The following is a 22,149-nucleotide window of genomic DNA, read 5'->3' as shown; positions in this document are numbered from 1 at the left end:
GCGGTTACCTCAACAGCGTCGCCGGATCGGCGCGGTGCAGGCTGCGCATCGCCGCCAGGCCGGAGACGATGGCCAGGCCCATGCACAGCGACAGGCAGGCCAGCGTGGTCCAGGGTCCCAGCGCCACCGGCACGTTGCGGCTGCGGGCGAACGCCATGGCGACGGCGCCGAGCACGGCGCTGCCCACCAGGCCCAGCAGGCCGACCCAGAACGCCTGCTCCATCACCACCCTGCGCAGCGCGCCCACGCCGACGCCCAGCGCGTTGAGCGTGGCGTATTCGCGGACCGAGCCGATCACCGCGGCCATCAGCGTCTGGCTGGTGATTGCCGCGCCGACCAGGAACACGATGCCGGCCAGGAACAGCACGCCGGCGCCGGCGCCGGTGTCGAATATCCAGTACAGCCGCGAACGGCGAGCGAAGCTCTTGGCCGTCCAGACGTCATAGTTGCCGAACGCGCGGTCGCCACGCAGGCGCACGGCCACCCTGCGCGCCTGGCCGGGATCATGCAGCCTGGCCACGAAATAGGTCATGCGGTTGGCATTGGACGGATCGGTATCCAGCGTGGCGGCGGTAGCCAGCGAAGCCACCACGTTGACGCCGCCCAGCGCGCGCAGGCCGCTGCTGACGCCGACCACGCGCACGCGGTGGCCGTTGATGACGGCGCTGTCGCCGATGCCCACGCCCAGGCTGTCCAGGTCGGCGCGGTCGACGATGACCGCGTCGGGCTCGTTGAGGCGCGCGCGCAGGGCCGGCGGCAGCGCTTGCGCGAACAGCATGCCGTCCGGTCGCGTGTTGATGCCGGAGACGAACACCGAGACGCCGCCGGTATCGTTCGGGCCGCGCCAGTCGGCATCGACCCAGTGGAAAGGCTCCACGGCGGCCACCGCCGGATCCATGCGCAGGCGCATTTCCACGCCGGCATCGATCGAGCGGCCCAGGTTCACGCTCTGCGTGCCGGGATAACCGGCCCACAGGTCGGCCGAGGAACCGGTGATATAGACACTGGCGCTGCCGAAGATGCCCAGCACCAGCGCGGCCTGCAGCAGCTGCAGCAGGCCGGCGAAGCACACCGCGAGGATGGCGGGCAGGAAACGGCGCCATTCGTAGACCAGCGTCTTGCGTGCCAGCGCCACCATCAGTCGTGGCTCCGCGGCAGCGGCGCGGCGGGCATGGGCGCACCGCCCAGTGCCTTGTACAGCGACACGTAGGCGAGGTCGCGGGCGGCGATGGCGCTCACGGTCTCCAACTCGGCCTTGTGGCTTTCGATCAGGCCGTCCTGGATGTCCAGGCCGCTGCCCAGGCGCAGTTCGGCGCGCTTGCGCAACGCGGCCATGCTGGCCTGCATGGCTTGCGATGCCTGCTGCGTGGCTTCCTCGCGGCCGCGCAGCTGCTCCAGGTCGCCCATCGCCGTTTCCGCCTCCGCCACGCCCTGCAGCACGGCCTGGCGGTAGGCGAACACGGCGGCGCGCAGTTCATGGTCCTTGGCGTGCGCGTTGGCCACGCGCTGGCCCCAGTCGAACAGCGGAATGTCGATGACCGGGCCGATCGAGAAGATCGCCTCGCCGGTGTGCACGCGGTGGTTGCGGACGATGTCCGCCGACCACTGCAGCGAGCTGCCCAGGCCGATATGCGGGTAGATGTCGGCGCGGCTCATGCCCAGCTCGCCGGCGGCGCGCAGCACGTCCGCCTCGGCGCTGGCGATCTCGGGGCGCGCCCGCAGCAAGTCGGCCGGCGCGGCGGTCAGTTGCCAGGCGCCCAGCCGCGGCTGCGGGCCGGGCTGCAGCCAGGCCGGATCGGGTTCGGGCTGGCCCAGCAGCACGGCGAGCTGTTGCACGCTGGCGTTGATGGCCTGCCGTGGCTCTGCCAGCGCCGCCTCGGCACGGGCCAGCTCCGCCTGGGCGCGCGCTACCTCGACCGGGGCCGCCAGCCCGAGCTGCTGGCGCGTATGCAGCAGGCGAAGCCTCTCCTGCTGCGCATCGCGGATCGCCGCCAACAGCAGCGCCTGCTGCTGTGCCGAGCGCAATTCGACCCAGCGCCGGGTCACTTCGGCCACCAGCGAGACCTGGGCGCCCCGCAGCGCGGCGTCGGTGGCGTCCAGCTCGCCCTGCGAAACCCGCTTGGCGCTTTGCCAGGCGCCGAACAACGGCATCTCCCACAGCGCGTCGAAACCGACTACGAAGTAGGACGCCGAGGTATCGGGGTCGATCACGTCGTTGGTGCGGCCGTGCAGCGAGGGCAGGTAGGGATCGTGCGCGTGGCGGTTCAGCAGGCGCGCGGCACGCATGCGCTCGGCGGCCTGGGCCACGTCCAGGTTGCCCTGCAGCGCCCGGTCGACCAAGGCGTCCAGCTGCGGATCGCCCAGCGCCTGCCACCAGCCGCGCAGGTCCGCCGTCGGCGGGGCCACGCCGGCAGGCGCATTGCGCCAGGCATCCGGCAGCGGTGGCTTCAGCGCCGGCATGGGCGCTACCGAGCAGCCCGCCAGCGTCGTCAGACCCCAGGCCAGCAGGCCCCTGGCGAACAGGCGGCGGGGGCGGGCACGCATGGCTTCCGGGAGGGAGGCATCTTGGTGATTTCGACGCTGGAACACGAATTTCCCGGATATTCAGGGGACAAGTGAGAACGCTTGTGGCCGGCGGCAGCGCCAAGAAGTCGCCAAGCATACCGGAGCTGGCCTTCGCCAGCCTTATGAAAGCCTTACCGCCGGAAGAGGCGAGGGCGCGCAGTATCTTTCGGAAAGAAAGGAGGCCGAAAGGGGTGGCTACCTATCGTGTAGGCATCCCGCAATCCGGAGCTGCGCCTAAGTGACTGGCTGGACCATCCTCTGCGACTTCGACGGCACCATTTCCGTCGAGGACGTGATCGACTCCCTGCTCGACCGTTTCGGCCGTCCCGGCTGGGAGGCGCTGGAGCAGGATTGGCGCGCCGGCCGCATCGGTTCGCGCGAGTGCATGACCGGCCAGGTGAGCTTGCTGGACATGACCCGGGAAGAGCTGGACAAGCACCTGGGCTCGCTGTGGATCGACCACGCGTTCCCCGCCTTCGTGGCCAGGGCCCGTGAGCTGCACACGCCGATCCGCGTGGTGAGCGACGGACTGGACTATGCCATCCACGCCATCCTTGGCCGCTATGGCCTGGACGATCTGCCGCTGGCCGCCAACCACCTGGCGCCGGCCACGCCGCCACGCCAGTGGCAGCTGACCTCGCCATTCCAGGCCGACGGCTGCCGCAGCGGCACCTGCAAGTGCGCCGTGGCCGCGCAGGCCGTCCGGGAGGGCGCCAGGACGCTGTTGATCGGCGATGGCGCGTCGGATTTCTGCGCCGCCGACCGCGTCGATTTCGTGTTCGCCAAGCATCGCCTGATCGAGCACTGCCGCGCCGCCGGCATTCCGTACGTGCCGATCACCGGTTTCGAGGACGCGCTGGAGCTGCTGCCGCGCCTGCTCGACGGCAGCCTGCTGGCCGAGCACGCCCCGGCCGCGCCCGCGCTGGCCGCCGCCCCGCTCTGAGCGGGCGGCCTCTCCCTTTACCCTTACCGACCGTTTCCGGATTTCCCTGATGAATGCTTTCAACAAGTACGACGCGGGTGTCGTGATCCCCGACGCGCAGCTGCTGGCCGACGAGGCCGAGTGGAGCTCCTTCGGTGACACCGTGCACTACGTCGATCCGCCGAAGATCTTCCGCCACGGCGAAGGCAGCTACATGATCGACACCGCCGGCGTGCCGTTCCTCGACCTGCAGATGTGGTACTCGGCGGTCAACTTCGGCTACGGCAACAAGCGCCTGAACGAGACGCTGAAGCGCCAGATCGACATCCTCCCGCAGGTCGCCAGCCAGTACCTGCACCAGACCCGCATCGAGCTGGCCAAGACCATCGCGGTGGACGCGCAGCGGAAGTTCGGCCTCAAGGGTCGCGTGCACTTCAACGTGGGCGGCGCGCAGGCGGTGGAGGATTCGCTCAAGCTGGTGCGCAACTACACCGGCGGCAAGAGCCTGATGTTCGCCTTCGAGGGCGGCTACCACGGCCGCACGCTGGGCGCCTCGTCGATCACCTCCAGCTACCGCTACCGCCGCCGCTTCGGCCACTTTGGCGAGCGCGCGATGTTCGTGCCGTTCCCGTACCCGTTCCGCCGCCCGAAGGGCATGACGCCGGAAGAGTATTCCGATGCGTGCGTGCGCCAGTTCGCGCGCCTGTTCGAAACCGAATACAACGGCGTGTGGGACCCCAAGGTCAACCAGGCCGAATACGCCGCCTTCTACGTCGAGCCGATCCAGGGCACCGGTGGCTACGTGCTGCCGCCGATGAACTTCTTCAAGGACCTGAAGAAGGTGCTGGACCAGTACGGCATCCTGATGGTGGTCGACGAGATCCAGATGGGTTTCTGGCGCACCGGCAAGCTGTGGTCGATCGAGCACTTCGGCGTGACGCCGGACGTGATCGTGTTCGGCAAGGCGCTGACCAACGGCTTGAACCCGCTGTCCGGCCTGTGGGCGCGCGAGGAGATGATCAACCCGACCGTGTTCCCGCCGGGCTCCACGCATAGCACTTTCAATTCCAACCCGCTGGGCACCGCCCTGGGCCTGGAAGTGATCAAGATGGGCTACGAGCTGGACTACGAGACCAGCGTGCCGAAGAAGGGCGCGCACTTCCTCGAGGGCCTGCGCGACCTGCAGAAGCGCCACAAGGAAATCGGCGACGTCGACGGCCTCGGCCTGGCGATGCGCGCGGAGATCTGCACCGACGACGGCTTCACCCCGAACAAGGCGCTGCTGGACAAGATGGTCGACATCGGCCTGGCCGGCGACCTCGAGCACAACGGCAAGAAGATCGGCCTCGTGCTGGACGTGGGCGGCTGGTACAAGAACGTCATCACCTTTGCGCCCTCGCTGGACATCACCCACGAGGAAATCGACCTGGCCATCGCGCTGCTCGACCAGCTGCTGACCAAGGCCAAGAAGGCGATGTAATGCAACGCCGCGGGCCCCAGGCCCGCGGTGTGTTGTCGATGGTTTGTCTCAAGCAGTTCCCATGCAGGGGATGTGTGACGACGGCGATGCCTGTGCATCGCCGTTTTTTTGTGGTGCGGACACGGTGGCCGGGGCCTCGGTCAATCCGCGACCATGGCGGGAATCTCGGCGGCCAGCGCATCGATGACGCAGCGCGTCTTGGGCGGCATGTAGCGTGTCTTGGGCCAGATCGCGTGGATGTCCTGCGCGGGCAGGCTGCAGCGTCCCTTGACCATGACCAGTTCGCCACTTTCCACGTAGCGGGCAAGCAGCCAGGAAGGCAGCCGGGCCAGGCCGAAGCCGGCGATGGCGGCCGCGGCGATGGCCTGTACGTCGTCCATGCTCAATTGGGGCCGGATGTCGATGCGCCTGGTCTGGCCCGATGCCTCGCGCAGATCCCAGGGCGCCGCCACGCCGGCACGCGCGTAGGCGATCACGGCGTGACCGTCAAGTTCGTCCAGTTCCATCGGCATGCCGTGGCTGGCGATATAGGCGGGCGATGCGCCGATACTCATGTACTGCGCGCCGAGCCGTCGCGCCGCGAGGCTGGTGCTGTCGCGCAGCTCGCCGATGCGCAGGGCGATGTCGAAGCCTTCCTCGACTAGGTCGACCATGCGGTCGGTGAACGAGATATCGATGCTCAGCGAGGGATGGCGACGCGCGAGGTTCATCAGCACGGGCGCCACGCACAGGTGCCCGAACGCGATGGGCACGCTGACGCGCAGCCGACCTCTCGGCTGCTGGCGGCTACCTTCGAGCATGGCCTCGGCAGCGTCGAGTTCGGCGAGTGCGCGCACGCAATAGTCGTAATAGGCCTGGCCGTCCTCAGTGAGGCTCTGGCTGCGCGTGGTGCGCTGGAGCAGCCGCACGCCGAGGCGGGCTTCCAGCCGCGCCACCGCCTTGCCCACGGCCGAGCGCGTCAGCCGCAGCCGCTCCGCGGCCAGTGCGAAGCTGCCCGCCTCGACGACGTGCACGAAGGTGGCGACGCCCTCAAGCCGGTCATCCATGCGGCGCACCATTGGTTCCTTGATGGATGCATTCATGGGATGAAATGGAGTCAATGGGGATGTTTGTTCGTCTATATAGTACCGGCTCCCGCAGGAGTCCATTTCATGACCGCCCCGCACGTACCCATACCCAATAACAGCATGGCATTGGCTGCCGTGTGCCTTTCGTCGCTGATGTTCGGCCTCGAGATATCCAGCGTGCCGGCCATCCTGTCCGCTTTGGAGAGGACCCTGCATGGTGACTTCAAGGACGTGCAGTGGGTGATGAACGCCTACACCATCGCCTGCACCAGCGTGCTGATGGCGACGGGAACGCTGGCCGACCGGTATGGGCGAAAACGGCTGTTCCTCATCGCCATCGCGCTGTTCGGCGTGGCCTCGGTGCTATGCGGGCTGGCGCGGGACATGCCGGTGATGATCGCCGCCCGGTTCTTGCAGGGAGCCACCGGTGGCGCGATGCTGATCTGCCAGGTGGCGGTGCTGTCGTACCAGTTTCCCGATCGCGCCGCGCGGGTGAAGGCATTCGCGGCATGGGGCGTGATTTTCGGCATCGGCCTGGGATTCGGACCGGTCATCGGTGGCGCCATCCTGGCACTGGCGAACTGGCAGTGGGTTTTTCTCGTCCATGGTCCGCTCGCGCTCGCCACCTTGGCGCTGGCCTGGCGCGGCGCGCTGGAGTCACGCGACCCGAATGCCCAAAGGCTGGACGGCGCGGGCATGATCACTCTTTCGCTGGCCGTGTTCGGCGCCGCCTATTTCATTACGCAGGGTGGCGACATGGGCTATGCGAGCCTGCCGACGCTGGGCATCGCCGGTGCCAGTGCGCTGTGCTTGCTGGCGTTCGTGGTGGTCGAGCGCGTCGCGGCGTGCCCGATGTTCGATGTCTCGGTATTCGGCATTCGTACCTTCTCGGGCGCGCTGCTGGGCTCGGCGGGCATGAATGTCAGCTTCTGGCCGTTCATGATCTACCTGCCGCTGTATTTCCACGGCGTCTTGGGCTATGGCGACGTCGCGGCGGGATGCTCGCTGCTGGCCTACACCCTGCCCACGCTCGTGGTGCCGCCGCTCGCCGAACGGCTCGCCCATCGCTATCGGCCGGGCTGGGTCATCCCGGGTGGCCTGTTCGCCATCGGCGCGGGCTTTTTCCTGATGCGATGGGGCAGCGGCGTTGCGCAGCCCAGTTGGCTGACCATGCTGCCTGGCTGCGTCTGCGCGGGCGTGGGATTGGGCCTGACCAACACGACCGTCACCAATACGACGACGGGTTCGGTGTCGAGCGAGCGGACCGGCATGGCGTCGGGCATCGACATGAGCGCCCGCATGGTCACGTTGGCGATCAGCATCGCCTTGATGGGGCAGGCCCTGGTCTCGGGCGTGTCGGCATACCTGCGGCACGTCGCGGACGCGCGCGCCTGGGCCGCCGCGAATGCCCTGCCGCTGCGCCACCTGGCCGAGGCGATCGCCGGCGGCATGCCGGTAGCCATCGACGCTGGCACCGCACGCGCGGCACTGGCGCACGGTTTCCAGTGGGCGTTGCTGTATGGCGGCATCGGGGTATGGATGCTCGCCGCCATCAGCTTCCTGGTATTCGGCCCGGCAAGGCCCGGCTGCGATAGTGCTTCCTGCGCACGGGCGTTTACCTGATGTCGCCGAGCAGTCGTCGCCTGGTCGCGGAGCACCCCTCCCCTGCACGCAGGGGAGGGAGCCAGTGTGCGTGTCTTGGCTAGGGCCTGTCATCAATTAAGCCAAGCGATGGCCGCAGCGAGGTAGATGGCACCGAGAAAGTTGCGAGCGGTCGTGTCATAGCGCGTGGCAATCGCTCGATACGGCTTGAGCCGTGCAAAGAAGTTTTCGATCAGGTGGCGCGCCTTGTCGCCGCGTCCCACGGGGACTTCCTTCGGTCGTAGGTGGCAACCTGGCGATAAGGCGACAATCAAGCGATACCGTTACTGGATCCCGGCCCTTGCCCCCTTTTGCGGGGTGCGCCGGGGTGACGAGCATGAAAGCGGTCGCGCACAGGGTGCGCTCCTACATTTAGGTAATAAGTGGCGAACCGGCGCCGCCACCAAGCTCAGTCCAGCACCCTGGAGGTTCGCGCCGGCGGAAACACCACCTCCACCCGCAACCCGCCGCTGCCGCCATTGCGAAAACGCACCTGGGCATGGTGCCGCTCGGCGATGCGCTGCACGATGGCCAGGCCCAGGCCCGTGCCTTCCTCCGCCACGCCGGGCACGCGGAAGAAGCGCTCGCCCAGGCGTTCCAGGAAGGCCGGCGGCACGCCGGGGCCGTTGTCTTCCACGCTGAGGCAGGGGCTTTCGCCGAGTATCGATACCCCCACGGTGACGATACTGTGGCGGCCCGCGTAGCGCAGGCTGTTATCGATCAGGTTGTCGAGCATTTCCTGCAGCGAGAGACGGTCACCATCGATCCAGACCGGGCCGGGCGGCCCCTCGTAGCCGAGGTCCACGCCCGCGGCGATGGCATCGTGCACGCGCACGCCCAGCAGTTCCGGGATCAACCGTGCGAGATCGAGCAGCACGAGCGGCGCGGTTTCGTTCAATTCCGGCGATTGCACGCGGGTCAGCGCCAGCAGCTGGCTCGACGTGCGGCTGGCGCGCTGGGTCAGCCGCACGATGTGCTGCAGGGCGTCGGCCACGGTTTCCTTGCCCGGGTCGGCCTGGGCGCGCTCGACATGCACGCGCAGGCCGGCCAGCGGCGTCTTGAGCTGGTGAGCGGCATCGGCGATGAAGCGCTCCTGCAAGGCCAGCATGCCGCGCTGGCGGGCGAACAGCGCATCGATGGTGCGGGTGAGCGGCAGGATCTCCACCGGCACGTCGGCGTCGCCGATGGGCGCGAGGTCGTGCTCGCGGGCGCCCAGCCGCGCGGTCAGCGGGTCGAGCTGGCGCAGGCCCACGCGCACGCCATACAGCACCAGCACGAACACGCTGGCGATCAGGATGGCCTGGGCGGGAATGGTCAGCAGCAGGATCTCCCGCGCGCGCTCGTGGCGGTCGCGGAAGGTCTCGGCCATGGTGACCGTGAGCTGGTCGGTGGGATCGCGCAGGTTGGGGATGCGCACCGTGGCCGCGCGCAACTCGCGGCGCTTCTGCGTGAGCGTGTAGAGCGTAGTCGAGTAGAGCGCCGGCTCGCCGTCCTGCGCGGCGCCGTCCAGCGGCGCGGGCTGCAGCTCTGGCGTGCCGGCCAGCAGGCCGTGCTTCCGGCTGCTGACGTTGAAGTAGTTGTGGCCTTCGGGCGCGTATTCGAGCAGGAAGCGCGCCTGTGGCGAGATCTGCCCGCCAAGGTCCTCCTGGCTGAGCATCTGGGCCAGGGTCACCGCGTCGTCGGCGAGGTCGCGGTCGTGCACGTGGTTGGAATAGACCAGCGCGCCGCTGTAGGTGACCAGGCTTTCGATCACCAGCAGCACCATCAGCGGCACCAGCAGCGAGGACAGCAGCGCGCGGCGCAGGCTGGGGCGGCCGTCGGGCTCGGCCAGCCGGAACAGCCATGGACGGGCGGGCGGCGCGGCCTCGCTCATGCCTTGGTTTCCCTGCCTTCCCTGGTTTCCTCCAGCAGGTAGCCGAGGCCGCGGATGGTGCGCACCTGGGTGCCGGAGTCGGCCAGCTTGCGGCGCAGGCGGTAGATGGCGATGTCCAGGCCGTTGTCGGTGAGTTCCTCGTCCCAGCTGCACAGCGCCTCGACCAACTGCGCGCGGCTGGTGACGCGATCGGGGCGCGCGGCCAGTGCCTCCAGCAGGCCGAATTCGCGCGCGGTCAGTTCCAGCGGCGTGTCGTCCACCCAGGCGCGGTGGCCGGGCAGGTCCAGGCGCAGGCGGCCGATGGCCAGCTCGGGCGCGCCCTGGGCGGTGTAGCGCCGCAGCAGCGCGCGCACGCGCGCCTCGAACTCGGCCAGCGCGAAGGGCTTCACCAGGTAGTCATCGGCGCCGAGATCGAGCACGCGTACGCGTTCGCGCAAACCTTCGCGGGCGGTAATCACCAGCACGGGTAGGCCGGTGCCGCGCTTGCGTAGGCGTTGCAGCACGTCGGTGCCATCGAGGTGGGGCAGGCCAAGGTCGAGGATCAGCAGGTCGTAGGGCGTGTCGCGCAGCGCGGCATCGGCCTTGGCGCCGTCGCCCACGCAATCGACGGCGTGGCCGCCGTGGCGCAGCGAGGCGCTGACACCGGCAGCAATGGAGGGGTCATCCTCGGCGATCAGAATGCGCATGTCGGTTTCCGGAGGGGCGGGCGGAGGCCGGGCGCGCGGGTATTCGCGTCCCATCCGCTGAATTGCGAGTGATTCTCATTTGTGGCAAGATCCCGGCGTCGTCGGGTTAAGGGCCGCCCAAGCGGGCAGCTTAGCGCCGGCGCGGTACTTGGGACAGCTTGCGCGCCACGATGTTGCATGGCCGCCATGCAGAATGAAGCAGAGCGGATCCGACAGGCACAAGGCGGGCATGGAACCAGCGGTACGGTCGTACGAGAACAAGGCGGGAGCGGGCCGGGCATTCTGGCTCAAGCAACTGCACCAGTGGCACTGGATCAGCTCCGCGCTGTGCCTGGTGGGCATGTTGCTGTTCGCCGTCACCGGCTTCACCCTCAACCACGCCGGGCAGATCGAGGCGAAGGCGCGGACCGTGCACCGCCAGACGCAGCTGCCGGCGCCGCTGCTGAAGGCGGTCGGCGGCGAGGATGAGCGCAAGGGCGTGCCGCTGCCCGCCGTGGTGGCCGACTGGATCGGCGACACGCTGGGCGTCGAGGTGGCCGGCCGCGCCGCCGACTGGTCGTCCGACGAGATCTACGTCTCGATGCCCCGCCCGGGCGGCGACGCCTGGCTGAGCATCGACCGCGAGAGCGGCAAGGTGGAGGCCGAGCGCAGCACGCGCGGCGTCATCGCCTACCTCAACGACCTGCACAAGGGCCGTCACGCCGGTGCGGCGTGGGCCTGGTTCATCGACGTGTTCGCACTGGCCTGCGTGATCTTCTCGGTCACCGGCCTGCTGCTGCTGAAGATGCACGCCAGCCAGCGCGGCGCGACCTGGCCGCTGGTGGCTTTCGGCCTGGTGCTGCCGCTGGTATTGATCCTGATCTTTGTGCATTGACGCCATAAGTGAGAAAAGTCGAACCCTCCGCCCGCGCACCCGCGCCTTCCACCTTCCTACACGCGTTACCGTTCTGACATCGAGGAAACCATGCGACGCCTTTCCCTGACCCTTCCCGCCATGCTGCTGGCCGCGCCGGCCATCGCCGCGGACCTCAACGTCACCGTGCAGATCCCGCAGCTCGACGTGGCCGAGTACCACCGTCCCTACACCGCGGTGTGGGTCGAGCGTGAGGACCACAGCGTCGCCGCGCAACTGGCCGTGTGGTACGCGCAGAAGGAATCGAAGGAAGGCGCCGGCACCAAGTGGCTGCCCGAGTTGCGCCAGTGGTGGCGCCGCGGCGGCCGTGAGCTGCAGATGCCGGTGGACGGCGTGTCCGGCGCCACGCGCCCGGCCGGCGACCAGAAGCTGAGCTTCCACGAGGGCAAGGCGCCGCTGGGCGAGCTGCCGGCGGGCAAGTACGAGCTGGTGGTGGAGGCCGCGCGCGAAGTGGGTGGGCGCGAAGTGGTGCGCGTGCCGTTCACCTGGCCGGCCGCCGCGCCGCAGCAGTTGGCCGCGCAGGGCAGCAGCGAGCTGGGCGCCGTCAAGCTCGACCTCACCCCTTGATTGGAGAGAAGCCATGATGAAGCAATCGCTGAAATGGAGCGCGCTGGCGCTGGCCCTTGCCTTGCCGATGGCGGCGCAGGCGCACAAGCTGTGGCTGGTGCCCTCGGCCACCAACGTCTCCGGCGCCGACCCGTGGGTGACGGTGGATGCGGCCGTGTCCAACGACCTGTTCTATCCCGACCACATGCCGGTGCCGCTGGACCGCGTGGTCATCACCACGCCGGACGGCCAGACGGCCAAGCCCGAGCATGGTCTTACCGGCCAGTACCGCACCGTGTTCGACGTGCACCTGACCGAGCAGGGCACCTACCGCATCGCCGCGGTCAACGGCGGCCTGTTCGCCAGCTACGAGCTGGACGGGCAGAAGAAGCGCTGGCGCGGCGAGGCAGCGGACCTGTCCAGACAGATTCCCGCCGGGGCGAAGAACCTCGACGTGTCCGAATCGCTCAATCGGGTGGAAACCTTCGTGACCAACGGCAAGCCCAACGGCGTGGCGCTCAAGCCGTCGGGCCAAGGGCTGGAGCTGGTGCCGGTCACCCAGGTCACCGACCTGGCGACCGGCGAGGCCGCCACCTTCCAACTGCTGCTGGACGGCAAGCCCGCCGCCGGCCTCAAGGTCACTGCCATCGCGGGCGAGACGCGCTACCGCAATGCGCCTGAGGAAATGGACGCCACCACCGACAAGGACGGCAAGTTCAGCCTCAACTGGCCGCATGCCGGCATGTACTGGATCAACGCCAGCGCGCAGGACGACAGGACCAGCGTCAAGCAGGCCCGGCAGCGCCGGCTGTCCTATTCGGCCACGCTGGAAGTGCTGCCGCAGTGACGCCGGACCGATGCTGACCAGGGCTCCCGCATCGAGGGACCTGGTGGTGCAATCCACCGGGGGCCAGACCATGGGCACGACCTGGTCGGTGCGGGCCGTGCTGCCGGCTGGGCTGTCGCTGCAACGCTGGCAGGAAGGCATCCAGTCGGTGCTCGACCTGGTGGATGGCCAGATGAGCACCTATCGCCCGCAGTCGCCGCTTTCCCGCTTCAACCAAGCGCCGGCGGGCAGTTGGCATGCGCTGCCGGCGGAATGCTTCGAGGTGGTGCGGCGGGCGTTGCGGCTGGCGCGCGACAGCGGCGGCGCCTACGACCCGACGGTGGGGCCGTTGGTGAACCTGTGGGGCTTCGGACCCGATGCCGCGCGACGCGAGCCGCCCTCCGACGACGCCATCGAGGCGGCGCGCGCGCGCATCGGCTGGTGGCGGCTCAAGCTGGACGAGGCGACACGCAGCCTGTACCAGCCCGGCGGCGTCTATCTCGACCTGTCGTCGATCGCCAAGGGCTATGGCGTGGACCTGGTCGGGCAACACCTGGATAGCCTGGGCGTCGGCGCGTGGCTGGTCGAGGTGGGCGGCGAACTGAAAGGGCATGGTACGAAGCCGGATGGCTCGCTCTGGCGCATCGGCATCGAGCGTCCCGGCGCGGCGAGCGGCGCGGTCGGGCATGTGGACCAGCTCAGCCGCATCCTGGTCCTCGGTGGCCGGGCCATCGCCACCTCGGGCGATTACCGGCGCCGCTTCGAATCCGATGGCGACGCCTACTCGCATCACATCGATCCCCGCACCGGGCGGCCGGTGCCGCACCGGGTGGCCTCGGTCAGCGTGCTGGCCGACGAGGCGGTGGACGCCGATCCCATGGGCACGCTGATGACCGTGCTCGGGCCCGAGCGGGGCATGGCGCTGGCGCGCGAGCGCGGGCAGGCGGTGATGTTCATCCTGCATGGCGCGAACGGGCTGGAGGAGCGCCTTTCGCCCGCCTTCGCCGCGGCGCTCGCTTCATGAGGGAAGGCGGTACGTCGATGGCAGGACGCGTGTTGTGGGGCAACGTGGTACTGGTCGCGCTGCTCGCCGTGGGGATGGCGGGCCTGCTCGCGCTGCATGCGAAGGAATGGGAATGGCACGCTCCCGGCACGTCCCGCTGGCTGGCGGCGTGGCTGGCGCTGCTGGCCTGGGCCGGCCTGTGCGCGTGGCTGGCCTGGCGGCGCCGCACCGCGCAGCGCCGCGCGGCGGCATCGCTCGTCGCCGGAACGGACGGCGGCGATGCTTGGCTGGTCGCCTTCGCCAGCCAGACCGGCACGGCGGAACAGCTGGCGCAGCGCACGGCGCAGAGCCTGCGGCAAGCGGGCTTGGCGGTCCACGTGCGTGACCTGGGCGAGATCGACGCCGGCCTGCTGGCGCAGGCACGGCGCGTGCTGTTCGTGGCGAGCACTACGGGCGAGGGCGACGCGCCCGACCGTGCGGCAGGCTTCGTCGCCCGCCAGATGCGCAAGCCAGCGCCGCTCGGCGGCCTGCGATACGGACTGCTGGCCCTGGGCAGTCGCGACTACGAGCATTTCTGTGGCTTCGGGCGGCAATTGCAGCACTGGCTGCAACACAGTGGCGCGACGCCGTTGTTCGACCCGGTGGAGGTGGACAGCGGCGATGCCGCCGCGCTGCGGCACTGGCAGCACCACCTTTCGCTGCTGGCTGGCGCACCCGACATGCCGGACTGGAAACGCCCGCACTATCGGCGCTGGCGCCTGGCCGAACGCCGCCTGCTCAATCCGGGCAGCCTGGGTGGGCCGTGTTTCCATCTCGCCTTGCAGCCGTTGCAGGACAAGGCCGAGTGGCAGGCGGGCGACCTGGTGGAAGTGGGGCCACGGCATGCGGCAGCCGAGGTCGAGCGCTGGCTGGCGGCGCTGTCGCTGGACGGCGACGCGGTCGTCGAGCATGAGGGACGCCGGGCTCCCCTGCGCGATTGGCTGGCGGCCAGCCATCTTCCCGCGCCCGTGGAAGCGGCCGGCCGTTCGCCCGCGCAGATGGTTGCCGGGCTTCAGCCGTTGCCGCATCGCGAATATTCCATTGCCTCGCTGCCGGAGGATGGTGCGCTCCACCTGCTGGTGCGGCGCATGCAACGCGAGGACGGCTCGATGGGCATCGGCTCGGGCTGGCTGACCGAGCATGCCGGCGTAGGCGGGGAGATTGCCTTGCGCATCCGCCCCAATCCCGGGTTCCGCCTGCCGGAGGACGGACGTCCCCTGATCCTGGTCGGCAACGGTACCGGGTTGGCCGGCCTGCGCGCCTTGCTCAAGGCGCGCATCGCGAGGGGCCATGCGCGCAACTGGCTGGTGTTCGGCGAGCGCCAGCAGGCGCACGACTTTTTCCACCGCGACGACATCGAGCAGTGGCGCCGGCAAGGCCTGCTGGCACGGCTGGACCTCGCCTGGTCGCGTGATGGCGAGCCATGCGTCTACGTGCAGGACCGCTTGCGCGATGCCGCCGACGAGTTGCGGCAATGGACGGGGGAGGGCGCCGCCATCTACGTGTGCGGCAGCCTGGCGGGCATGGCGCCCGGTGTCGATGCGGTGTTGCGCGAGGTGCTCGGCGACGGGGAGCTGGAGAGCCTGCGCGAGCAGGGGCGCTATCGGCGCGACGTCTATTGAGCAGTTCTTGCCGGGTCTTGGCCGCCGCGCGGTCAGTCCGCGGGCAGGCGCGCCAGCAGGATTTCCCCGCCGCCTTCGATGCGCACCGGATGCCCCGGGATCGGGTCGATCCACAGCATGTCGTTTGCCTCGAGCGGGTGCGAGAGATGATCCACGATGACCTGGGCCTGGCCGGACAGCAACAGCACGAACCAGCGCCAGCCGAGCGGGGCCAGCAGCACCATGGCGCCATTCAGCGGCCGCGCGATCAGCTCGCCCTGCGCGTCGTCGCGCAGCATCAGGTTGAAGGTGCGGGTCGGCGAGGCCGGCTGGCAGGTCCTGGGTGCGTTGCCGTGGTCGAAATGGGCCACGTCGAACCGGTTCATGGGTTGCGTGCGGCCATCGTGGAAGCGGATGTCGACGGCAGCATCGAGCGGCACAAACTGCCGCCTGACGTCATCATGCGTCGGAAACACCAGGTCGTTGGCGTCGATGCCGATCAGGGCGAGCTGCCAGCGCCAGGACTGCCCGTCCGGCCCCGAGGCGATGTCGGTGATCGTCACGCTGCCATCCGGGCACGGCCTGGCGTGCAGGGCGTCGCTTGGCAGCGGACGCAGCTGGCTCATGCCCAGGCCCGGCGTTTCTCGGCTAGCGGGGGGTAGTAGGCGAACACGTGGTTGTGCGCGCCGAAGAAATCCATGTCCTCGATATGCTCGCCGCCCAGGCGCTCGGCCACGCGGTCGGAGGCTTCGTTGCCGATCTTCACCAGGCTGATCACGCGCGGCACGTTAAGCACGTTCCAGGCGTAGTCGAGGATGGCGCTGCCGGCCTCGGTGGCGTAGCCGTGGTGGCGGAACTCGGGCTTGAGCATCCAGCCCATTTCCAGGTCGGGCCAGCCTTCCGGCCGCATCAGGCCGGCGCGGCCGATGAACAGGCCGGTGTCCTTCAGCTCCAGCGCCCACATGCCGTAGCCGCGCAGATGCCAGTGGCCGATCAGCATGGCCAGCGAGCGCCACGCATTGGTGCGGTCCAGCGGCTGGCCGTCGCCCACCCAGCGGGTGCTGGCCGGATCGGCGAGCATGGCGGCGTAGTCCTCGAAATGCCGCTCGGTGAGAGCGGTCAGGCGCAGGCGCGCCGTTTCTATGACGGGTATGTCTTTCATGATCTTCAACAAGCAAGCCGGGTGCCATCGAGCAGGGCGGCCAGGGCCCGCGTGCTCATGGTCAGACTCTCGAGCCAGGGTAGGCCGACGATCTTGCGGCCCGTCGCGGCATCGGCGAACGCCTCCTCCTCGCCGGGAGGAAGCAGGTGGCGGTAATCCACGGTGATCTCGGTGCCGGCGGCGAGATCGCGCGTGGCGAACACGAAACCCAGGTGCCACAGCCCGGTCGGTTCGAAGCTGTGGTTGATGTAGCACTCGTCCGGCCAGTCGGGCGACAGCGTGTAGCGGTCCTCGAACCAGCGCGCGCTGGCGTGGAGCTGCGCGTACAGCGCCGGCGAGCTGGTCAGCTCGTCGTAGCGGTAGGTGCGCTCGATGGCGTCCGGCGCCGTGACGATCTGCCCGGCGGCGACATCTTGTTCGAGAAACAGCCCCTGTCCCGCGCCGGGGATCCCGGACGCGGCAATGCGGTAACGCGGAACGATCATGTCACCCCTAACCTACAACCTGGCGGCGGAGTGTAGGCCCATCCGTCCAGGCTTGCCAGGGCCTGACGGATGGGTTTTCTGAACGCAAGTGGCTGATGGGTTTGATTATTCGCCAGCGGCCTTGGCCGTCTTGGCGGGTTTGGCGGTCTTGGGCCTGGCGGCCGGAGCGGCGGCCTTGCCGGTGCCGGCGGCGTCCTGGAGCAGGATCGCGTCGCGGTTGCGTTCCAGCGTGGCCGGGCCGATGCCCTTGACCTGCTCGAGTTCCGCCACGTTCTTGAAGGGCCCGTGTTCCTCGCGCCAGGCCACGATGGCCGCCGCCTTGGATTGGCCGATGCCGTCCAGCGAGCTGGCGATGGTGGCCGCGTCGGCCTTGTTGATGTTCACCGGCGTGGCGGCGAAGGCTGGCCAGGCCAGCGCCAGGCCGACGAGCAGGGTGGCGATCGTGTTGCGCATGCGTTGGTTCTCCCCGTGAATGGAATGCGGCGTCCTTGGTGAGCCGCGCTGCGACTCTGCCCGTGCACGATGCGCGTGGCAGTCGGCGGGATGCCGGTCGCGTCGTGAGCCTCGGGGCTCATGCGATGTACGCGGGCGGCGGACGCGCTGTGGGCTGCGGCGGGCGTTTTGTCCACGCTGATACAATTGCGCCCTTTCCCCAGCCGCAGGAGCCGCTCCATGGATACCGCCCGCCTCAACCGTTTCATCAGCGGACTGTGGGATGACGAGATCGTGCCGCAACTGGTCGAGTACATCCGCATTCCCAACAAGTCGCCCATGTTCGATCCCAAGTGGGTGGAACATGGCTACATGGATGCGGCGGTGAAGCTGATGGAGACCTGGGCGCGCGGCAAGCTGTCCGCGCTGCCGGGCGCCACGCTGGACGTGGTGCGCCTGGAAGGCCGCACCCCGCTCATCTATATCGAGGTGCCCGGCTCGGGCGACGACACCGTGGTGTTGTACGGCCACCTGGACAAGCAGCCGGAAATGACCGGCTGGGCCGACGGCCTCGGCCCGTGGACACCGGTGCTGAAGGGCGACAAGCTCTACGGCCGCGGCGGCGCCGACGACGGCTACGCCATCTTCGGTTCGCTGGCCGCGCTGCTGGCGCTGCACGAGCAGGGTGTGCCGCATGCGCGCTGCGTGGTGCTGATCGAGGCCTGCGAGGAATCGGGCAGCTACGACCTGCCGTACTACGTCGACCACCTGGCCGAGCGCATCGGCAATCCCTCGCTGGTGGTGTGCCTGGATTCGGGCTGCGGCAACTACGAGCAGCTGTGGCTGACCACCTCGCTGCGTGGCATGACCGGCGGCGAACTGACCGTGCAGGTGCTGGAGGAGGGCGTGCACTCGGGCGATGCCTCCGGCGTGGTGCCGTCGAGCTTCCGCATCCTGCGCGAGCTGCTCAGCCGCCTGGAGGATCCGGCTACCGGCACCATCAAGCCGAAGGAGCTGTACGTCGACATCCCGGCGCAGCGCGTCGAGCAGGCAAAGAAGTCGGCCCAGGTGCTGGGCACCGCCATCTACGACAAGTTCCCGTTCGTGCCCGGCATGCACCCGGTGACGGAGGACCTCACCGAGCTGGTGCTCAACCGTACCTGGCGGCCGCAACTGGCGGTGACCGGCGTGGACGGCATGCCGCCGCTGGAAAGCGCGGGCAACGTGCTGCGCCCCAAGACCGCGGTGAAGCTCAGCCTGCGCGTGCCGCCGACGCTCAACGGTGCCAAGGCCGGCCAGTTCCTCAAGCAACTGCTGGAGCAGGACCCGCCGTACGGCGCCAAGGTGAGCTTCAAGCTGGAGAAGGATGGCAGCGGCTGGAACGCGCCGCAGCTGTCGCCGTGGCTGGAGGACGCCGTGGCGAACGCCTCGCAGACCTACTTCGGCGCCCCGGCGGCCTACATGGGCGAGGGCGGCAGCATTCCATTCATGGGCATGCTGGGCGAGAAATTCCCGCAGGCGCAGTTCCTCATCACCGGCGTGCTCGGCCCGCATTCCAACGCGCACGGCCCGAACGAGTTCCTGCACATCCCCACCGGCAAGCGGGTGTCGATGGTGGTGGCCGACGTGGTGGCCCGCCACTACGCGCAGGGCGCCAAGGGCTGATGGATCTTTCCTACCTCGCCGCCAACCTTGCCGACGTGCGCGAACGCGTCGCCGCCGCCTGTCGTGCGGCGGGACGCGATCCGTCCGAGGTGGTGATCCTGCCGGTCAGCAAGACCTTCGGCCCCGAGGTCGTGCGCGCGGCCATGGCCCTGGGGCTCAGGCGCTTCGGCGAGAACAAGGTGCAGGAAATCCGCGATAAGGCTGCCGTGCTGGCGGATAGCGGCATCGCGTGGGTGGTGATCGGCCACCTGCAGACCAACAAGGCCAAGGATGTGGCGCGGCTGGCCAGCGAGGTGCAGTCGCTGGACCGGCTCGAACTGGCCGAGGCGCTGGATCGCCGGCTCAGGCACGAGGGCCGGCAGTTGGACGTGCTCATCGAGGTCAAGACCTCGCCCGAGGAAAGCAAGCACGGCTTGCCGCCGGAACAACTGCCGGGTTTCCTGGATGCGCTGCGCGCGTATGACAGCCTGCGCGTGCGCGGACTGATGACGATGGCGGTGCATTCGGATGACGTCGGCGCGGTGCGGGCCTGCTTCCGCCGGCTGCGCGAACTGCGCGATGCGGCCCAGGCACGGGGCCACGCGCTGCCGCGGCTTTCCATGGGCATGAGCGGCGATTTTCCGCTAGCCGTCGCCGAGGGGGCGACCGAGGTGCGGATCGGCACCGCGATCTTCGGCAATCGGGCGCATTCCTAAGAGCCTGTTCACGATCTCCGCGTGCCTCCTAACCTCTCCCAGCCGACGCTAATCGTCCCCCCCGGATGCGTCGCTTGCCGGGGATGAGCTATGAGGCGAAAGGCGTCGCGCACAGGGTGCGCTCCTACAGGGGGGGCAAAACATGTGCGCTCTGCCCCCCTGCGCGTCCCGAAAAGGAACTCTCTACGGTCGCAGGGAGGGTGCTCTTATAGCCACGTGGAGAGCATGGACAGGTTCCAGGAAAGGCCCATCAAGATGCGAGTGCGAGCAGCTTCGTCGCCTTGTCGATCGCCTGTGCATACGCGCGGATGCGCTCGGCGGTGTAGCCGATGTAGCGGCGGGCTTCGTCCCAGCGTTCGCTCTCCACGGCTTCGGTAACGCCGGGCAGGGTCTTTACGCCATAGCCGGTGTAGAGTCCGTTGGCGTAGAACAGGTGCTTGTACCAGTCGCGGCCGTTGGGCAGGCCGGGCCGGTAGAGCGCGGTCTGTTCGATCGGTTGCAGCGCCTTGTTCAGGCGGGCGGCTTGCGCGTTGGGTAACGGTGTCTTGCGGGCGGCCAGGGCATCGTCATACGCCTTGGCTGATTGCTTCAGTTGATTCACCGCTTGCTGCAAGGGAGTGAAATCCAGTTCCGGCGCGGGCACGATGCGCTCGGGCAGGGCCAGTGGCTGGCGCGGATCGGCGACCAGGGCCAGCGAATGGTCGTCGAGCAGTTCGCTGCGCGTGGCGGCTTGCTTGCGTTGCGTTTCCAGAAGCTGGCGCAGGTCATCGACGTAGTCCTGCAGGGTGTCGGCAAGGTCGCCGTAGCGGTGGGGGAGCACGTCGGCGTTGGCGAAGCGCAGCACGCCATGGCCGTTGGTTTGCGCCAGCGTGACGCCGTACACCAGGCCAGGATCGGCGAAGCGGGTGTAGTGCGTGTAGCTGTCGTAGAGCGAGTGATAAACGCCACCTTCCCCTTCGCCGCCATAACTCAGCGCCAGCGTGGGCAGGCCGATGTGCTGGGTGAAGGCGGCGAAATCCGAGCCGGAGCCCAGGGCGTCGATGGGGAAGTCGTCGCCCTTGCGCAAGCGCCCGGCGGTGCGCTTGTCGGCCGGTTTGGCATTGGCCGCGCTGGCATCCACCAGGAGTTTCGCGCGGTGGCGTTGCGCCATGCTGGCCTGAGTCTCCGGATCGGTCACGTCAGCGGTCAATTGATTGACGAAGTGTTGCAGGCTGTGGCTGCCGCCTGCGCGCAGGAAACCACGGCTGTTGCCGTCTGAATTGAGGTACAGCACGGCTTTGCGCGAGAGTTCGTCGGCGTGGGCTTCCACCCATTCGGTGGAGCCGATCAGGTCGACCTCTTCCGAATCCCAGCTTGCATAAACCAGCGTGCGCCTGGGTTTCCAGCCGGTCTTTGCCAGTGCGCCAATGGCCTTGGCTTCAGCCAGCAGGGCCACCTGGCCAGATAGCGGGTCGGCCGCGCCAAATACCCAGCCATCGCGATGGTTGCCGCGCACCACCCATTCGTCCGGGTAGTCGCTGCCGCGCAGCGTGGCGATGACGTCGTACACGGGCTTGAGGCTCCAGTCCGATTTCACTCTCAAATGCACCTGCGCATCGCTGTCGCCCATGTGGTAAGTGATGGGCAGCGCACCGCGCCAACTAGCGGGGACCACCGGGCCATCCAGCGCCTTCAGCAACGGCGTGGCGTCGGCGTAGGAAATCGGGATCACCGGGATCTTCAGTTGCGGCGATGCCTGCTCGAACGGAATGCGCCGGGCCCCTTTGGTGGAGGCATAGCCGGGAGTCTGCGGATCGCCAGGGTAGTAGGCGAAAATGGCGCCGGTGCCACGCTGCACGGCGTCCTCCGGCCGATAGCCGCCCCTGGGGTATACATCGCCCCTGGCGTAGCCATCATCGGCGGGGTCGGAATAGATGATGGTGCCGATGGCCCCGTGGTCCTGCGCCAACTGGGGCTTGAGGCCGCGCCAGCCGCTACCGTAGCGGGCGATGACGATCTTGCCCTTCACGTCGATGCCGCGCCGAGCCAGTTCCTTGTAGTCATCCTGCAGGCCGTAATTGACATAGACCAGCGAGCCGCTCACGTCGCCATCGGCGCCGTAGGCGATGTAGGGCGCCAGTGCATCGGCATGCTGGCTGGAGTTGGGGTCCTCGGGAATCGCCGGTTCGTGCAGCCTGGCGATGTACGGGTGAGGGCCGAGCAATTGCAGCTGTACTTCCAGCGGCTGCGGAATGGCGGCCCAGAAAGTTTCGATATGGGCGTCCCAGCCCCAATCCTTGAATTGTCGCAGCACCCATTCGGCGTTGGCCTTGTTGTGCGGCGAACCGACGTGGTTGGGTTCGGACGATAGCTGCTTGAGCCATGCGTCCAGTTCCCTGGCATCGAGGCTGGCGTCGAAGCTTGCTTCCAACTGGCGCTGGGCGGTGCCGTGGTCGCCGAGAAAGCCGAGGATCGGCGGCTTGGCGGCATGCTGCTGGGCCAGGGCGACGGAGGAGGCCAGCAGGCCGGGTAACAGCAAGCCGAGGCGGCGGGGGAGTCGCGGAGTCAT

The 22,149-nt window shown here is 68.5% G+C and carries 21 protein-coding genes; 10 read left to right on the top strand and 11 right to left on the bottom strand.

Features of this window, described 5'->3' with window-relative positions:
* Positions 1–4: 4 nt before the first annotated feature.
* A complete protein-coding gene (locus MJ605_RS11495; RefSeq protein WP_243041651.1) occupies positions 5–1,138 on the bottom strand; it encodes an ABC transporter permease in 1,134 nt (377 codons plus the stop codon).
* On the bottom strand, positions 1,138–2,544 hold the full coding sequence (locus MJ605_RS11490; protein ID WP_243041650.1) for a TolC family protein: 1,407 nt from the start codon (positions 2,542–2,544) through the stop codon (positions 1,138–1,140). The genes MJ605_RS11495 and MJ605_RS11490 overlap by 1 nt, the downstream gene beginning before the upstream one ends.
* A gap of 259 nt (positions 2,545–2,803) precedes the next feature.
* On the opposite strand from MJ605_RS11490, the gene MJ605_RS11485 reads away from it, so the two are divergent.
* Together MJ605_RS11485 and MJ605_RS11480 are read left to right on the top strand one after the other, a co-directional pair.
* Positions 2,804–3,508, top strand: a complete 705-nt coding sequence (locus tag MJ605_RS11485; protein WP_243041649.1) for an MtnX-like HAD-IB family phosphatase — start codon at positions 2,804–2,806, stop codon at positions 3,506–3,508.
* A 49-nt stretch (positions 3,509–3,557) separates the two neighbouring features.
* Positions 3,558–4,967 carry an aspartate aminotransferase family protein gene (locus tag MJ605_RS11480; RefSeq protein WP_243041648.1) on the top strand — a complete coding sequence of 470 codons (1,410 nt, stop codon included), beginning with the start codon at positions 3,558–3,560 and terminating at the stop codon, positions 4,965–4,967.
* Positions 4,968–5,107: 140 nt separating this feature from the next.
* On the opposite strand, the gene MJ605_RS11475 is transcribed toward MJ605_RS11480, so the two are convergent.
* Positions 5,108–6,013, bottom strand: coding sequence for a LysR family transcriptional regulator (locus MJ605_RS11475; RefSeq protein ID WP_243041647.1), 906 nt, complete (start codon positions 6,011–6,013; stop codon positions 5,108–5,110).
* Here MJ605_RS11475 and MJ605_RS11470 point away from each other — a divergent pair.
* Positions 5,975–7,657, top strand: coding sequence for an MFS transporter (locus tag MJ605_RS11470; protein ID WP_243041646.1), 1,683 nt, complete (start codon positions 5,975–5,977; stop codon positions 7,655–7,657). The two genes, MJ605_RS11475 and MJ605_RS11470, sit on opposite strands and share 39 nt — an antisense overlap.
* A 92-nt stretch (positions 7,658–7,749) precedes the next feature.
* On the opposite strand, the gene MJ605_RS11465 is transcribed toward MJ605_RS11470, so the two are convergent.
* The 3 genes from MJ605_RS11465 to MJ605_RS11455 form a co-directional block, all read right to left on the bottom strand.
* Positions 7,750–7,950 (bottom strand): transposase, encoded by a 201-nt coding sequence (locus tag MJ605_RS11465; protein WP_425601003.1) that lies wholly within the window; start codon positions 7,948–7,950, stop codon positions 7,750–7,752.
* A 134-nt stretch (positions 7,951–8,084) separates the two neighbouring features.
* Positions 8,085–9,548 carry a sensor histidine kinase gene (locus tag MJ605_RS11460; RefSeq protein ID WP_243041645.1) on the bottom strand — a complete coding sequence of 488 codons (1,464 nt, stop codon included), beginning with the start codon at positions 9,546–9,548 and terminating at the stop codon, positions 8,085–8,087.
* Positions 9,545–10,234, bottom strand: coding sequence for a response regulator (locus MJ605_RS11455; protein ID WP_243041644.1), 690 nt, complete (start codon positions 10,232–10,234; stop codon positions 9,545–9,547). The genes MJ605_RS11460 and MJ605_RS11455 overlap by 4 nt, the downstream gene beginning before the upstream one ends.
* A gap of 229 nt (positions 10,235–10,463) precedes the next feature.
* Here MJ605_RS11455 and MJ605_RS11450 point away from each other — a divergent pair, with 229 nt between their 5' ends.
* The 5 genes from MJ605_RS11450 to MJ605_RS11430 all read left to right on the top strand — a co-directional run bounded on the left by MJ605_RS11450 (position 10,464) and on the right by MJ605_RS11430 (position 15,183).
* Complete coding sequence (locus MJ605_RS11450) at positions 10,464–11,108, top strand: PepSY-associated TM helix domain-containing protein (RefSeq protein WP_243041643.1); 645 nt, start codon at positions 10,464–10,466, stop codon at positions 11,106–11,108.
* Between the two features lie 90 nt (positions 11,109–11,198).
* On the top strand, positions 11,199–11,714 hold the full coding sequence (locus MJ605_RS11445; protein ID WP_243041642.1) for a DUF2271 domain-containing protein: 516 nt from the start codon (positions 11,199–11,201) through the stop codon (positions 11,712–11,714).
* A 16-nt stretch (positions 11,715–11,730) separates the two neighbouring features.
* Positions 11,731–12,540 carry a DUF4198 domain-containing protein gene (locus MJ605_RS11440; RefSeq protein ID WP_243041716.1) on the top strand — a complete coding sequence of 270 codons (810 nt, stop codon included), beginning with the start codon at positions 11,731–11,733 and terminating at the stop codon, positions 12,538–12,540.
* Positions 12,541–12,553: 13 nt separating this feature from the next.
* Positions 12,554–13,543 carry an FAD:protein FMN transferase gene (locus MJ605_RS11435; protein WP_345779532.1) on the top strand — a complete coding sequence of 330 codons (990 nt, stop codon included), beginning with the start codon at positions 12,554–12,556 and terminating at the stop codon, positions 13,541–13,543.
* Positions 13,544–13,560: 17 nt separating this feature from the next.
* A complete protein-coding gene (locus tag MJ605_RS11430; protein ID WP_243041640.1) occupies positions 13,561–15,183 on the top strand; it encodes a flavodoxin domain-containing protein in 1,623 nt (540 codons plus the stop codon).
* A 32-nt stretch (positions 15,184–15,215) separates the two neighbouring features.
* On the opposite strand, the gene MJ605_RS11425 is transcribed toward MJ605_RS11430, so the two are convergent.
* From MJ605_RS11425 to MJ605_RS11410, 4 genes are all read right to left on the bottom strand, one after another.
* The gene (locus MJ605_RS11425; protein WP_243041639.1) at positions 15,216–15,788 is read right to left on the bottom strand and encodes a HutD family protein; all 573 of its coding nucleotides are present in this window, start codon (positions 15,786–15,788) and stop codon (positions 15,216–15,218) included.
* Positions 15,785–16,324, bottom strand: a complete 540-nt coding sequence (locus tag MJ605_RS11420; protein ID WP_243041638.1) for a GNAT family N-acetyltransferase — start codon at positions 16,322–16,324, stop codon at positions 15,785–15,787. The genes MJ605_RS11425 and MJ605_RS11420 overlap by 4 nt, the downstream gene beginning before the upstream one ends.
* Before the next feature lie 5 nt (positions 16,325–16,329).
* Positions 16,330–16,809 carry an SET domain-containing protein-lysine N-methyltransferase gene (locus MJ605_RS11415; RefSeq protein ID WP_243041637.1) on the bottom strand — a complete coding sequence of 160 codons (480 nt, stop codon included), beginning with the start codon at positions 16,807–16,809 and terminating at the stop codon, positions 16,330–16,332.
* 105 nt (positions 16,810–16,914) lie between these two features.
* Positions 16,915–17,262: a ComEA family DNA-binding protein gene (locus MJ605_RS11410; RefSeq protein ID WP_243041636.1), complete on the bottom strand. Its 348-nt coding sequence runs from the start codon at positions 17,260–17,262 to the stop codon at positions 16,915–16,917.
* A gap of 219 nt (positions 17,263–17,481) precedes the next feature.
* Between MJ605_RS11410 and MJ605_RS11405 the strand changes: the two genes are divergently transcribed.
* Together MJ605_RS11405 and MJ605_RS11400 are read left to right on the top strand one after the other, a co-directional pair.
* Positions 17,482–18,906, top strand: a complete 1,425-nt coding sequence (locus MJ605_RS11405; RefSeq protein WP_243041635.1) for a M20 family metallopeptidase — start codon at positions 17,482–17,484, stop codon at positions 18,904–18,906.
* Positions 18,906–19,601, top strand: coding sequence for a YggS family pyridoxal phosphate-dependent enzyme (locus tag MJ605_RS11400; RefSeq protein WP_243041634.1), 696 nt, complete (start codon positions 18,906–18,908; stop codon positions 19,599–19,601). Before MJ605_RS11405 ends, MJ605_RS11400 begins: the two co-directional genes overlap by 1 nt.
* 250 nt (positions 19,602–19,851) lie before the next feature.
* On the opposite strand, the gene MJ605_RS11395 is transcribed toward MJ605_RS11400, so the two are convergent.
* Positions 19,852–22,149 (bottom strand): transferrin receptor-like dimerization domain-containing protein, encoded by a 2,298-nt coding sequence (locus MJ605_RS11395; RefSeq protein ID WP_243041633.1) that lies wholly within the window; start codon positions 22,147–22,149, stop codon positions 19,852–19,854.

The organism is Dyella sedimenti, from assembly GCF_022760995.1.
Lineage (GTDB): Bacteria > Pseudomonadota > Gammaproteobacteria > Xanthomonadales > Rhodanobacteraceae > Dyella > Dyella sedimenti.
The sequence above is the reverse complement of the archived record's forward strand: the minus strand, read 5'-3'. Positions and strand labels throughout refer to the sequence as shown.